Origin of the sequence: Bifidobacterium polysaccharolyticum (assembly GCF_016101585.1) — a bacterium.
GTDB lineage: Bacteria > Actinomycetota > Actinomycetes > Actinomycetales > Bifidobacteriaceae > Bombiscardovia > Bombiscardovia polysaccharolytica.
Genome location: NZ_JACFQG010000001.1, coordinates 306221 through 319123, shown reverse-complemented (window position 1 = coordinate 319123; position 12903 = coordinate 306221). Strand labels below are relative to the sequence as shown.

14 protein-coding genes are annotated in these 12903 nt (G+C 53.3%); 2 read left to right on the top strand and 12 right to left on the bottom strand.

Annotation, left to right across the window (positions count from 1 at the left end; genetic code table 11):
* Positions 1–323: 323 nt before the first annotated feature.
* Positions 324–1127: a MerR family transcriptional regulator gene (locus tag H3T90_RS01275; protein WP_198229342.1), complete on the top strand. Its 804-nt coding sequence runs from the start codon at positions 324–326 to the stop codon at positions 1125–1127.
* An 84-nt stretch (positions 1128–1211) separates the two neighbouring features.
* Positions 1212–1739: a hypothetical protein gene (locus H3T90_RS01270; RefSeq protein ID WP_198229341.1), complete on the top strand. Its 528-nt coding sequence runs from the start codon at positions 1212–1214 to the stop codon at positions 1737–1739.
* 309 nt (positions 1740–2048) lie between these two features.
* Here H3T90_RS01270 and H3T90_RS01265 read toward each other — a convergent pair whose 3' ends face one another.
* The 12 genes from H3T90_RS01265 to H3T90_RS01210 all read right to left on the bottom strand — a co-directional run bounded on the left by H3T90_RS01265 (position 2049) and on the right by H3T90_RS01210 (position 12635).
* Positions 2049–2459: a DUF2511 domain-containing protein gene (locus tag H3T90_RS01265; RefSeq protein WP_198229340.1), complete on the bottom strand. Its 411-nt coding sequence runs from the start codon at positions 2457–2459 to the stop codon at positions 2049–2051.
* 30 nt (positions 2460–2489) lie between these two features.
* Positions 2490–3350: an ATP-binding cassette domain-containing protein gene (locus tag H3T90_RS01260; protein WP_154313464.1), complete on the bottom strand. Its 861-nt coding sequence runs from the start codon at positions 3348–3350 to the stop codon at positions 2490–2492.
* A gap of 31 nt (positions 3351–3381) precedes the next feature.
* The gene (locus H3T90_RS01255) at positions 3382–4140 is read right to left on the bottom strand and encodes a murein hydrolase transporter LrgB (RefSeq protein WP_154313465.1); all 759 of its coding nucleotides are present in this window, start codon (positions 4138–4140) and stop codon (positions 3382–3384) included.
* On the bottom strand, positions 4137–4622 hold the full coding sequence (locus tag H3T90_RS01250; RefSeq protein ID WP_198229339.1) for a hypothetical protein: 486 nt from the start codon (positions 4620–4622) through the stop codon (positions 4137–4139). Before H3T90_RS01250 ends, H3T90_RS01255 begins: the two co-directional genes overlap by 4 nt.
* 239 nt (positions 4623–4861) lie before the next feature.
* Positions 4862–5707 carry a hypothetical protein gene (locus H3T90_RS01245; RefSeq protein WP_198229338.1) on the bottom strand — a complete coding sequence of 282 codons (846 nt, stop codon included), beginning with the start codon at positions 5705–5707 and terminating at the stop codon, positions 4862–4864.
* Positions 5708–5721: 14 nt separating this feature from the next.
* The gene (locus tag H3T90_RS01240) at positions 5722–6318 is read right to left on the bottom strand and encodes an RNA polymerase sigma factor (protein ID WP_324612074.1); all 597 of its coding nucleotides are present in this window, start codon (positions 6316–6318) and stop codon (positions 5722–5724) included.
* 241 nt (positions 6319–6559) lie between these two features.
* Positions 6560–7093: a ClbS/DfsB family four-helix bundle protein gene (locus tag H3T90_RS01235; RefSeq protein WP_154313468.1), complete on the bottom strand. Its 534-nt coding sequence runs from the start codon at positions 7091–7093 to the stop codon at positions 6560–6562.
* A gap of 312 nt (positions 7094–7405) precedes the next feature.
* Positions 7406–8791 carry an ABC transporter permease family protein gene (locus tag H3T90_RS01230; protein ID WP_046322885.1) on the bottom strand — a complete coding sequence of 462 codons (1386 nt, stop codon included), beginning with the start codon at positions 8789–8791 and terminating at the stop codon, positions 7406–7408.
* Between the two features lie 32 nt (positions 8792–8823).
* A complete protein-coding gene (locus H3T90_RS01225; RefSeq protein WP_232350477.1) occupies positions 8824–9555 on the bottom strand; it encodes an ABC transporter ATP-binding protein in 732 nt (243 codons plus the stop codon).
* Positions 9556–9870: 315 nt separating this feature from the next.
* Positions 9871–10911 carry a zinc-dependent alcohol dehydrogenase family protein gene (locus H3T90_RS01220; RefSeq protein WP_198229336.1) on the bottom strand — a complete coding sequence of 347 codons (1041 nt, stop codon included), beginning with the start codon at positions 10909–10911 and terminating at the stop codon, positions 9871–9873.
* A 306-nt stretch (positions 10912–11217) separates the two neighbouring features.
* Positions 11218–11772, bottom strand: coding sequence for a DNA repair protein (locus H3T90_RS01215; RefSeq protein WP_198229335.1), 555 nt, complete (start codon positions 11770–11772; stop codon positions 11218–11220).
* A 188-nt stretch (positions 11773–11960) separates the two neighbouring features.
* A complete protein-coding gene (locus H3T90_RS01210) occupies positions 11961–12635 on the bottom strand; it encodes an HAD family hydrolase (protein WP_198229334.1) in 675 nt (224 codons plus the stop codon).
* Positions 12636–12903 lie beyond the last annotated feature (268 nt).

Here is a 12903-nt window from a genome sequence, read left to right as displayed (position 1 = left end):
CCTCCCCTTCCAATCGGAATTCAACTGATTCCTATGCAAGTTCGACGGGCGCAATCCTTCAACGCGGGAAAAGAAACTGTCCCCTGTAGGGGACACGTCGCTGCTGACGAGGCTAATTTGCACCCATGGGAAAGGAGTCACGCTGGATTTAGTCGTTTTCATAATCGGGGGGGGATACTTCGCAAACAAGCAGGATCAAAAGCTGCCTCCTCAAGAACCTGTTATTGGGGCGTTTGGGGCCGGTGTGTGCATACACTCCCTCACCCCACTCCGGGAAACAATTGATTTGACCCTGACATGATGGCAGGGTTTAGGGTCAAGGCATGACACGCGAGAGCGAATTCAGTGGCGAAGGCAGCAAGAGCGGCTTGAGCATCGGTCAGATGTCTGAACTTACAGGGGTCAGTAGGAGAATGCTGCGCCACTGGGAAGAGGAAGGACTGATCTATCCCATTCGTGGACTGTCAAATTACCGGCAATATATGCAGGATGACGTCGCACGGCTGGAGCGAATTGTGACCTACAGGGAGATGGGATTCAATGCCAGACAAATCAAGGCATTGCTCGATTGCAAGACACCGCTTGCTTTGGACGAGTTGCAGGGACAGCGCTCGCGAATTGATGAGAAAATCCAGCATCTTAGGAAAGCTGCGGATCGTCTGGACCGACTCATAGCCTTTGCCGAGGGAAGGTCAGGTAATGATTCAGCTCCTACGAAGACCGATCAGGAGGACCAGTACTTTTCGGAAGCATACGAACTCTGGGGTGCTAGCAGACAGTGGCTTGAGTATGCGGAGCGAAAAGCTTCCCGCTCCGAACAAGAACAGAAAAAGGACATGACCCGGCTTAAAGACGTGGAAAGTGAGCTTGCACAAGCCAAACAAAAAGGCCTGCCACCGTCCTCAGATAAGGTTCTAGAACTGATTGACGAGCATCGGCAGGCTTTGTCATGGTTCCATGTGACGCCGTCCATGCACGTCATTCTGGGGAGGATGTATGTGGCCGACCCGCGTTTTAGGCGCCATTACGAACAACTGGAACCTGGATTGGCGAAATGGATGCTGGTTGCAATTGAAACTGCAGCGCGTGCAAACGGGATAGATCCGGCAACCGTCAAATGGGAGTGATGCAGTCAGTATCTTCCGTCTACGTATCACGTTTTCTGTTTGACTACCCAATTCAAAACACTTCAACTAAGGAACGAGGTAGCCATGGACAACCGTGACCAGCCCAAAGCTAATGCTTGTGCAGGTGCAGGCATAAGTCCCGTGCCGGAGCCGGGGAAGGATGCGGAACCGCCGGAACCTTATAGGGGCATCTATCTCATGCCTATGTTCATGTGCCTGTATAGCGACGATCTAGATGAATCAGAGGTTTTCTGGACGCAGGGATTGGGCTTTATCAATTTATACACCATGCCGGGCATGATGATTCACTTGCGGCGCTGGGCCTTTCAGGATGTGCTGATTCGTAAGAGTGGTTCCAATACTGGCGACTCTGATACGGATATGGAGTCCATAGGAAGCCTGAGCGTAGCAGTCACGGAAAAGCAGATCAGCAAGATTGTGGACGCATGTGAGCGCCTTCGTCCGGGATCCACTTCAGCTTCAATACGTAAGCCGTGGAACTCGCTTGAAGCTAGTATTCACACTCCAGAAGGCCTGGCCCTTACCCTTACGGCTGCCTTGGCTGTCGATAAAAAGCAGACCGAAGTTTATCTGAACTCGCACGGTCAATGAGCAAAGTTCAAGCCCTCCTCCCCCGTCATGATTTGATTCTAAGAGCAACGATTAGATGTTCCGAACGGCTGGTGGGTTAAAACATAAGGCTCTAATGTCTTTGAGCAGATAATTATTGGCTCCAGCCTCGATGGCCGGCAGAACATGGTGGTAAGAGGTGCATTCCAACTGCGCTGCCAGCCAGTTGAATGGTACGGTTGTAACAGAATGTAGATACATAATCCGGCAGGCTGCTCTGGACCCGGTAAGATCAGGTAGGCCACCTGAAGAGGACAAACCGCAAAGCCCTGTAAAATTGGTTTAATTGGTTTATTTTGGTATGTCGCAGACCGAGAAGGCAAAACTCATCAGAGTTCCTACTGACTTACTCTTGTCTGATTTTAGTGTTTCAATGCTTTTGAGATGCTCATTGTCTTGTACCTGGTTCAGTGCGTACTGTGCGCCATCTGAGGTGGTAAAGCGGAGGATGGGGTCTCCCTGCTTGCTGAGCCTGCAGGACACGGCACCTTTATCTACCTTCAAAGGCCAGGTGTGTCCCAGATCTTCCTTCGAAATTGTTTGCGGGTTACTGGTGGCTGCAACCTTATTGCTTCCATCAGTGGAATACTCTTCAGGGTGCTTCATGCCATCAGTGCATCCGACAACCCCCAATGTCAGCATAATTGTGGCGTATATCAGGAAAAGGGTTCTGAGGCTCTGCTTGATTAGCTTTATAATCATTCGACGTTCTTTCATACTTGGAGATGGTTTCTAGCGCTCGCTGGCCAAAGCCATATATCCGTCCTCAAGGTTGGGCGCAGTTTCTACAGAGCCCGCGGGCGGTGTATCGGTAACTATGCGGTATCTTGTCCCCTGTGGGGTGGGTTCCGCGTTGATGATTGTGGCATTATCCGGTGGGGCCGCGATGGGAGGCGTGACCCAGGTGTGACCGGCAGCTTCATGGATCAGCCCCTCAGTCGGCCCGTCATACTGGTTGCGTCCGAAACGTAATACGCATACCCAGGGGCAGGTTTGTGCAACGTCATCGAGTATGTGGGTGGAGAGGATAACGGTTCGATCCTGCCCCAGCTGGGCAAGGAGCGTGCGGAACCGCATGCGCTCTTCGGGATCCAACCCCGCTGTGGGCTCGTCGACTACCAGCAGCTGGGGATCGCCCATAAGGGCCTGTGCGATGCCAACCCTGCGCCTCATACCCCCGGACAACCCTCCGATAGGTTGGTTCATCACATCATCCAACCCCACTTGTTCCAGGAGGGTATGGGCCTGCTCCTGCCGCACACGTTTATTGCCAATCATTTTCAAGATGCCGATATAATCAAGGAATCCAAGTGGCGACAGGTTGTCGTACGGGGTGATGTGCTGAGGCAGATAACCCAGGTGTCGTTTTAAATTTCGCCTATTGGCCGGCAAAGACAGGTCTTGCCCATCAATAAAAACTTTACCTTCAGTCGGTTTGATTATTCCAGTGAGAATGCGCATGAGGGTTGTTTTGCCGGCACCATTTGGACCAATAAGCCCTATCATGCCCTGTGGAAGATCAACGGTCAGATCGTTCAAAGCCGCCGGTCTCCCCCGAAAATCCTTGGTCAGATGGTCAATAGAGATAAACATGTGAGTAATTCCTTTCAGAGTCAGATGAAAGTCAGACCTGAGCTTTTATGTGGTTGGAGGCTATGTTTGCGCCAGTGAAGAGAAGGAGGATAATACACGCCTGCCAGAGCAAGGATATGACTCCCGATTGGACGGTAAAGGGGCCGTTCGCTGGTGCGTATATAGGATCGGTATGGAACCATCCCTGCGCAATGGGATCACCAATGACGGCCAGCGGGCCGCCATTGAGCGTTGGAAGTGGCAATAGGGGGGTATAGAAAGCCAGCCAGGCCCATGCCAGGACGGCAAGAATTCGGGCTACGATTGTGGGCAACAGGGCTCCTAGCAGGGCGGATATCCCCATAGCGATCAGCATTGATGGTGAGAGTATGACAAGTGCTACTGCCAGGGCCACCAGTATTGCCTTACCGTTGCCTTTAAAGGCTTGGTGTACCGCGATCAATACAAGGAAAAGCAGGGAAGATGATATGCAGATGACCCAGGCTCCCAAGACATGAGCCGAGCGGATGACGGCCATCGGCAAGGGGGAGGTGGATTCAAGTTCGTCCATACCTGTTCGCCTGCCGGCAGTCATAAGGTCGCTAAAAGATGCTGCGTATGCCAACGGGGTGAACATAGCAAGAACCTGTCCGGTAAAGACAAGACCATCTGTGTTGCTGAATCCAGGTGACATAGGAGAAGCATAGGCCAAAAAGAGGGCGAAGAGCGCCAGCGGTATGCTGGCTATCCACAAGGCCTTGCGCCGATAAAACATCAGTAGCGTGATGCGTACAAGGCTCAGTATCCTCATAGGGCTGCCACCCTTACAACATTGCGCTCCGCATCACCGCACATGTTCCATCCGAAGATTGCGCCTGCTGCTGCAATAAACAATGGAATGAGTCGTTGCCGGACCGGATCGGTTATGTATGGATCCCATATAAAACATAAAAACAGCCAAATAGCTATGGAAGCCAGCGACGATGTTGGCATAGACGTGGTGAGTACGGCTATAAGGAAAACCAGACAGTTGACAATGAATATACTGCCAACCGGGGTAACGATGCTCACCCACCCCATGTCGCGTGGCCAAAGTCGCATCATATGCAAGCCGGTAAAAAGAAGGCCTGCGGCTGCAAGAAATGCTCCGGTAATGATAAGCAGCCTGGTCACTTGAACCTTCCGCCATCCAGTTGGGGTTGACTCAGCAAGTTCAACGATTGGATCACCGTTGAGTACAAAAGCTGTAGATAGACCAGCAGCAATTACTGGCACCTGAGTAAGAACCATCATAACCGGCCGTATGCGGCGCAATGACCAAATGCTCTCCAGTACGAAGCCCGCAAGAAGAACACCTGCAGTCAGTATGAACGGCAGTAATACTAGCCTATAAAGCCTCTTGAGCTGTATACCTACGAAAGCCAACCTCGTCCACCTTCCTCATATCTGGTTTTGGCCTCGGCTGCTGCCAGACATTGTTCGCTACTCGTTCCGTCTGCTTAGTTAGTAGCGAGAGAGGATGAAAAGGTTCATTAATTTTTATCTCCACCGGCGAGTCGAGTATGCCAGGCAAGAGGAGCGGTAAGGATAACAGCAGATAGGAGTCCCACTGTCAGTAGGATGGTCCCTGCCCAGGCTGCGGTTGTAGTGGGTACCGAATTGACCCATGCCGGTAGGAAAAATGATGGCCTCAAGTTCTGCAAAGTTCTCAATAGTGGTGCAAGTACCCCTAGGAGCAGTGCAATCCACGAGCATTGCCATATGCATAAGAGGGCCACAATATTCGCCAGGAGTGTTATGGGGGCTATCGTTTGGGCAATAACTGTCAGGGGTCTTATTCCAGGGTTGATTGCAGTGACAATCAATAAGGTTACTCCCCCGACGACAATATTGGAGATGAAGGCCAGCAATAGCCTAGAACCTACTACAACTTGAGGTCCCAGGGGCATACTGAGCATTAATTCACGATCATCTTTAATGGAAAAGACCAGGATCATGGTCAGTGCCATGTTGAGCATGAGTATATTTGAAAAGATATGCGTACCGAGACTGCCGTAACGTGCACCTTGCATAAGGTTGCTAATTAAAACGGAGCACGCTGCTATCGCAATTTCCACCAGTAAGATATATCGCGGTATGAGGCGGAATTGTGCCAGAACAAGCGGGCCACAGGAACGCACTCGACGCATGAATGGTATTGGTCGATCCGTTGCCAGCGACGGCTTCTGTTGGATGGCCTTCAGTACGCTATTAAAAGCTGGAACTGCCGGCTGAACATTCTGCTCTCTTTCCCTAAGCGCCTCTTGAACTTCACCCCGGTATTCTTCGGTGAGCGGGCCTGTGCTGTCTGGGCTTGTGCTCTTATATCGGTCTGCCATAATCACCCCTTCAATTATCTCTGGCTCTGCAGTTTTTGGGTTTTGACTGGAGCGAGGTCGGTCAACTGCGGGCGCAGGATCTGTCTTGCCCGGGCAATGCGAGATTTCACAGTCCCGACCGGAACGTCGAGCAGGGAGGCTATTTCCGGGTAGGGTAACTCGTGAAGCCATGCCAGCGTCACCGTGTATGCCATTTCTGCTGGGAGTGCATCAATCCTTTGCCGTATTATTTCCATCGTCAGATCTTTACTGACCAGTTCTACAGGCTCCAGCTGATCATCGGTTATCGAGTCAAGTTCCACCTGATCCATTTGGTCAGGTGGTTTCGGTTTGCGACGTTTCATATAGATTTGCCGCCGGGCAATGCTGAGTATCCAGGTAAGCACCTTGCTGTCTGCACGGAAGGTTTTTGAGGAACGCCAGCAGCCCAGCCAAGTGTCAGCAAAAACTTCGCTGGCATCCTCATCGTCGGATATTCGCAGGGAAATAAAGGCTTGGACGGTATGGGCATACTTATGGTAAAGTGCTTCAAAGGCCGATTCATTTCCGTCAGCCACCATCTTGATCAGCCTTATATCATCAGTATCTGGATCAATGCGAGATCGTTTCACTGATGATGTCCTTTCGATGATGTCCCTTCGCCTTTATGGGGATATGTGTCCTTCGCCGTCGTGCTTACATCCGAGATAACGTCTTGCATATTGCTATGCAAGCGGTTGTCGCGGTTTTGCTCCATTGCTATTACGAATATGCTGAGATGCTGCTTTTAGGATCGCCCATCCTGTGAATCACATCGCATGGCAACCCATTACTGTCTTGTATGAAACTGATTCTTTTCAGGTATCCTAGCGCTTATTTGCGTCCTTTCAAGTACTTCCGTATCTTCTTCAGGGCCCAGTCGTAATGGCTGGAGGTCGAAGAGATGAAGGCAGAGCCCAAGGTAGAGTTGCCTGTCCATGGGAGGGCGCCCTTGGTGAATAGCTGCTCGTCGGTGAACGATTGCGCCAGGGTCATGACCTTCTTATGGGATTCGATAAACAGGTTCAAGGCCTGATCGTAGGTGGTGTCATCATGCTTGTCCCGCAGCTTCACATTCATTTCGCCGTAATTGCGCCAGTTGTAGCCGTCAGGAAGAAAGTCGTGGGTCCTGCCCTGCTGGTTGTCCTCCACCCAGTTCAACAGCAGCTGATGCCACTCGTAGAGATGGACGAGCACATCCTTGATGTTCCTGTCGCGTGCCCAATGGGCCCCCTTCTCCTTGCTCAGGTCGAAGGAAAAGCGGCCATTGCGTTCATCTGGTGTCAGCGACTCAAGCAACGCTATGAGTTTGTCGAAGCCATCATCAGCCGCCTTGATAAGTTCTTCCTTGGTGGTCGGTCGCGCCATGATGGTCCTCCATTTGTCTTTGTTCGACAAGATTTGACTGGTTCATCGTCACCTGTCACGGTTTGTCATTGACTGTACCCTATATGGGCCTTGCAAATGCTCCTGTGTAGGAAATCGTCGCATACTCCAGTGTTTACCTATATTGGTGGAAAGCCATCAAGTACTCAAAGTCGCACCTACCAATTAAATTCATCAACGCGAGCGTTGCATGTACCGACTTAATTGATTTAACAAGAGACCTGAAGGAATGACAGAAGTCGGCAGGGTTGCTGTGGCTCAAATATGTATTCGGGTGCATACAGCAGGACTTTATTACTCGCCGATGGCATGCGATATGACGCTGACAGAGTTCTCGAATCTGGTGGTCAGAGCTTGGATTCCTGTGGCTGCGGCACCAAGCAGGGATACGATGAGCACCACTACGATCCATGCGCCCCATTGCACGCTCATCTGTGCTTTGCCCATGAAGCGTGAGAGCATGAAAGTCAGGGATGAGGTGCAGAGCAATGTGATGACCAGGGAGAACAGTGCGCTGGTAATCATAGTGATGATGCCGTCAAGCGCGCCCAATACTCTGAGCTGGCCGATTCCAGCACCTGATACGTAGGTCAGCGCCAGATCAAGTCCTCTGCCTTTGGAAGTGATCAAGGTGCCTGCAATTGCACCTGTTATCGCGATGATTATTGGCGGTCCAGTGAGCGCCAAGAGACTCGCAAACATGTCTGTGGTCGCCGGAACGCTGCCTGGTGTGTGGGGAAAAGCGACTAGCAAGGTGGTGATCATTGTGCTCAACCCTCCGCTGACGGTCATCAGCAATGATAGACCCGCAGTCATCGGGATTATCGTCGCTCCCTGGCGCTGTATGCTGCCGACAGCCTGTTGGCCTGCCAGCCTCCAGGTTCTGGATGGCAACGCTACAATACGCGTCCATATCGCCGTGAAGCCGGGCAGGAGATATGGCGCGAAAGCTGCCAGCGAAAATATCAGGAGGAACATGCCGCCCATGGCGAAGGCGAGAAATACCGTCATCCGATCTGGAGCGGCATCGCTGCTCATCTGACTGGCACGAGGGTTAGTTGCAAGTGCAAAAGCTGGAATCAGCAACATGCAGCCAGCACCAATCAAGCATACGATTCCCAGGAGGAAGCGGAAGACGCCTATCCGCTTTGGAGGGTCCTGGGATTGCCTGAGGGCTTCCATTGGTCGTATTTTCGAGAGCGAACGGATAGTCAACAAGGTGCTTATGAAGATGGGCGCAGCGCTGAAAGCGAGGCCTTTGCCTAGCGAATCGAACAGGTGGCTGCCGGCATAGGTCAAATGCAAATCAAATGGATTTGTCACCATGGCGAAGGTCAAGGGCGTAATCACCGGCAGCAAAAGGCAGGTGGCTGCAATGGACAGGATGAATAATCCCATGACTATCAGCAGATTCCAGGCCAGCAGTTGCCAAGGCAGAGCGCCTTGCAAAACCATGAGCGCCAGTTGATGCCGGCGTTGATTCAGTGCTGAATTCATGACCCATAGCAGCACAGCTATGGTGATGATCACGCTGAATGCCAAGGCGGGACCAGTGTATGTGGATCCAAGTACCTGCTCCGGGCCCTGATAGTCCTGATCAATGATCGTGGCGATCGCGATGAGGGAGCAGATGACAGTCTGGGATACGACCATGGCCAGCAAGACGGCGCTCCAGACCATGGGCGCTGCTTTGAGTTCGGACAGAGCGCCTCTCATGCCATGGGCGCTTTCGCAGAGAATGACTGGCTGATTCGGCCATCGCGCACGGCAAACAACCGATCGCACTGACCTGCCACTTCATTGCTATGCGTCACCAGTATGATGGTTTTCTTCTCGTGGTTGGCGAGTTCCTTCAGCACCGATATGACCTTTTCTCCGGATTCCTGATCCAGGGCGCCAGTCGGCTCGTCCGCGAATACCACGTCTGCGTCGGATAACAGGACGCGGGCCAGGGCAACACGTTGCTGCTCGCCGCCTGACAGCAGGGTGACGCTTTGCTTTTTCTGATCGATCAAGCCAAAGTACTTCAAGAGGGAATCCGCCGTCTTTCTGGGAAAGCGGGATCCGCGAAGGGTGAATGGCAGAGCCAGATTCTGTTCGACTGTCATGCTGGTGATCAGGTTGTAGGACTGGAATACGAAGCCTAGATGCTGGCGTCTGAACTTGGTCATGGCCGATATCCCCAGACGGGTTATGTCCTTGCCCAGCAGAAGCACAGTGCCGCTAGTGGCCTTCTCCAGCCCAGCCAGGCAGTACAGCAGCGTCGATTTCCCGCTGCCTGACGGCCCTATGATGCCGGTCATCTCCCCCGGATACGCAGTGAATGCGATGTCATTGAGAATGGTCAGTGAATCGCCGCGGCGCGGGGAGACCACCATGGACAGCCCCGTCGCTTCAATCGTTGGTGTCGGGCCTCTGCTTTCGCTTACGTTGGGGTTATTCATGGTTGCATCTTTCCCTTGGATGATCATCGACGACCTTCCAGACTGAGGCATCTACGCTCAGTAATGCTGATTCGCCTCGCAGATGTCATGCGCCCTCGTTCGTCGCTTGCCCCTGTATGACGGTCATCCTTGTCGTCATCAGTCAATTCCATTCATATCAGCGAAAGAAGGGATGAAATACCCTGATTTACCCTGAATTATCCCTGACTCGGCCCTGATTTTTTCGGAGTAAGAGGCATGTTCAGGCAGGCATGCTTACGCGGCGCCACCGGTAATGTCAGCAGCGCCGAGAATCAGCTGATTACTGCTGCAGCCTCATTCGCTAACAAGCAGCAGGGATTTGATGGCGGTGCGCTGGTCCATGGCCTCATAGGCCTCCTGGATGTGATCCAAGGCAAAGCGCTTGGTGAAGACCTTGCCTGGCTGGATGCTGCCCTTGAGCACTTGGTCAAGCAGCAGATGCCTGTCATATGTGGTGACTGCGGCCGTGCCTCCTCGCAGCCCAACATTGCGCCAGAACAGCTTAGAGGTGTCCATGGTAGCCTGCTGTGGCACGCCCACCCGGCCGACCACTGCGCCGGGCCGGGCCACTCTGACGGCAGTATCGGTGGACAGTTCGGTGCCCACGCATTCCAGAACCGCATCGGCTCCTGCTCCGTCGGTGAGGGCCATGACCTGCTCCACAGCAGCGTCGCCACGTTCAGCCACGATGTCAGTGGCTCCGAATTCACGCGCCAGCTTCTGGCGGTCCTCATGCCGGCTCATGGCGATGATGCGTTCGGCCCCACGCAGCTTGGCTGCTATGACTCCGCACAGACCCACTGCCCCATCGCCCATGACCACGACCGTGTCGCCTTCTTTGACCTGGGCAGTTGCGGCTGCATGATAACCCGTGGCCATCACGTCGGAGAGGGTCAGCAGAGAGTCGAGCATGTCGTCGCTGTAGTCCTCAGGCTGGCCTGGAATCTGCACCAGCGCCCAATCCGCGTTGGTGAATCGCAGATACTCGCTCTGGTAGCCGCCGCTCCCCCGCCTGTCCGGATCAAGGCAGTCACCGTCGAAGCCGGCCCTGCAGGCTGTGCAGTGCCCGCAGCCATGGGTGAAGGGCGCTATGACGAAGTCACCAGGTTTGACGTGGGTGACATCGGAGCCCACCTTTTCGACCAAGCCGATGGCTTCGTGCCCTACGTGACTGCCTGAGGGCATTGAGGAAATCCCCCGGTACCACCACAAGTCGGATCCGCACACGCAGGCCCGGACGATCCGAATCACGGCATCTCCGGGCTTTTCGATGGTCGGCATCGGCGCTTCCTCCAGCTCGATGCGGCCTGGCTTCACAAACTTTGCTGTCTTCATGCTCCTGCTCCCCATTCTTCACTACCTGGCGGATCCGTCTGCCAAGTATGCGGATGAAACATAGTCTACGGAGTTCAATCCGCTCGAAGTCAAGTCAACTCCTTATTGTGCGCGATTCACAGAGGTGCGGACAAGATTGTCACACGGGAATACGGTCATAAGATGCAGCCATATATAGGTGCTGTATAGGGGTGCCGTATAAGGGTTGCTATGTAGAGGTGGCGTATTCAGGTATCGTCATACGTCTTGTGATAAATCGTATGCATCCTTGCATGCACGTCATGGGCCGAACCTCAACGATTCAACTCATTTGGAGGAGCTTTGTGGGCTGCCAAGTCCCGTGAGGAAGGCAGCGTAGGCCTGGGGGTTGCGATGGTTTTTGCCTGCTTGGACAATCAGCCCGTGATATTCACGCAGATCGTTCAGTGGCCATTGATCAACCCGGATAAAATCCGCCTCGTACTCTTCGCCCTCCTGGTATGACCTCAAGGAGGCCCACCCCAGACCGTCCAGCATCCGGCGTGCATAGGCGTCCCAGATGAAGCAACGCTGGCCGAAGGCATAAAGCCGTATGACATCCGCCGTCTCACGTCCGACTCCGGCAATGGTGAGCAGGCTGTCACGCAGGCCTTCATCCGTGCAGTCCTCAACATCAGCCGTGCGGATGCCGTGAGCCAGCAGCCACTGAGCCAGGGCTTTGCAGGTGCGTGCCTTGGCCTTCATAAAGCCGCTTGATCTGATCAGGTTCGTCAGTCTTGTCAGGTCGACGTCGGCCATGTTGCAGGGGTTGAGCAGGTTGGCCTTGCGCAGCTGCTCGATGGACATGGCTGCGTTTCCCCAGGCTGTATGTTGGACCAGCACCGCTCCTATCATCATTTCGAAGTCAGTCTCTGCTGGCCACCAATTCTGCAATCCCAGACGAGCGAGCAAACGTGAGTACAGCCACTTTGAGCAACCGGCATTTACCTTGCCTGAATTGCCCATAATGCCTCCACCAAATGCTTGACGCTTTTCATGGTAACAGCCGGCTCCAGCCGGTGCGGAGCGAGTCAGAGTATGGCAGGCGCCTGGGCGAAGTCAGTGATAGCGCCATCGGCCTCAGAGCGAATGGAGTCCCATTCCTTTGCCGAGGACTGGTCGTACATGGCCCAGACCTTCATCCCAGCGCGCTTGGCCGAATCGACGGCGACCAGAAGATCCTCGAACACTGTGCAGTGGTCAGGTGGTACGCCCAGCATCCGCGAAGCCAACAGGTAGATTTCCGGCTCCTCCTTGCCGATGCTTTTGGCGTCATCCACGCTGCAGACCTGGTCGAAACAATCGGTCATTCCAGCGTGCTTCAGAGCAGCCTGTCGCAGGCGCGGAGGGAGGCTGGTTGCCACAGCCAGAGCGGCACCGCTTGCTTTTAGCACCTGCAGGTAATCGAGTGCATGTGGCTTGGGCTGCACAGCTGTGGCGTAGAGCAGGAGTGCGTCCTCGTTCCACTCCTCCACAAGATCTTCTGGGCGCTCGTCAAGGTGGAAGCGGTCGATGGTGTATCTGGCGATGGCACCGGTCTGCATGGAGGCAACTGCAGATGCGTAATCGTCCGGCAAGGGGATGTTGCGGCGAGCGAAGAAACGTTGGTCGATTTCCTCCCAGACTCCCATAGAATCCAGAAGCGTGCCGTCGAGATCGAAGATGGCGGCCTTGCCAATGTTGACTTTTATTCCATTTCCGCCCATGCCGCAAATTCTCCTATTCGCCGAAGTTATTCATAGTAGCATGATCTCGGATCAGGTCTGGCTAACTGGATTTGAACCAATGTTCTCCCCGATCAGCCTTGGCTTCAGAAAAGTAGGTATGTTCAACAGTTTAATATTGCCATGCAAGCTATTAATCTCAGCGATTGACAATTATTTTGCGCTCAGCGAGCGAAAAGCACATAAAAGTTGAATAATATATACAATATTGGTTGAAACAATGTTAGCATGCAAATACTAGAGAAAATCA

Bases quoted from the DNA above. Each gene is read 5' to 3' on its own strand.
- H3T90_RS01275 (WP_198229342.1), top strand. From the start codon at position 324: ATGACACGCGAGAGCGAATTCAGTGGCGAAGGCAGCAAGAGCGGCTTG.
- H3T90_RS01270 (WP_198229341.1), top strand. From the start codon at position 1,212: ATGGACAACCGTGACCAGCCCAAAGCTAATGCTTGTGCAGGTGCAGGC.
- H3T90_RS01265 (WP_198229340.1), bottom strand. From the start codon at position 2,459: ATGATTATAAAGCTAATCAAGCAGAGCCTCAGAACCCTTTTCCTGATA.
- H3T90_RS01260 (WP_154313464.1), bottom strand. From the start codon at position 3,350: ATGTTTATCTCTATTGACCATCTGACCAAGGATTTTCGGGGGAGACCG.
- H3T90_RS01255 (WP_154313465.1), bottom strand. From the start codon at position 4,140: ATGAGGATACTGAGCCTTGTACGCATCACGCTACTGATGTTTTATCGG.
- H3T90_RS01250 (WP_198229339.1), bottom strand. From the start codon at position 4,622: ATGATGGTTCTTACTCAGGTGCCAGTAATTGCTGCTGGTCTATCTACA.
- H3T90_RS01245 (WP_198229338.1), bottom strand. From the start codon at position 5,707: ATGGCAGACCGATATAAGAGCACAAGCCCAGACAGCACAGGCCCGCTC.
- H3T90_RS01235 (WP_154313468.1), bottom strand. From the start codon at position 7,093: ATGGCGCGACCGACCACCAAGGAAGAACTTATCAAGGCGGCTGATGAT.
- H3T90_RS01230 (WP_046322885.1), bottom strand. From the start codon at position 8,791: ATGGTCTGGAGCGCCGTCTTGCTGGCCATGGTCGTATCCCAGACTGTC.
- H3T90_RS01225 (WP_232350477.1), bottom strand. From the start codon at position 9,555: ATGAATAACCCCAACGTAAGCGAAAGCAGAGGCCCGACACCAACGATT.
- H3T90_RS01220 (WP_198229336.1), bottom strand. From the start codon at position 10,911: ATGAAGACAGCAAAGTTTGTGAAGCCAGGCCGCATCGAGCTGGAGGAA.
- H3T90_RS01210 (WP_198229334.1), bottom strand. From the start codon at position 12,635: ATGGGCGGAAATGGAATAAAAGTCAACATTGGCAAGGCCGCCATCTTC.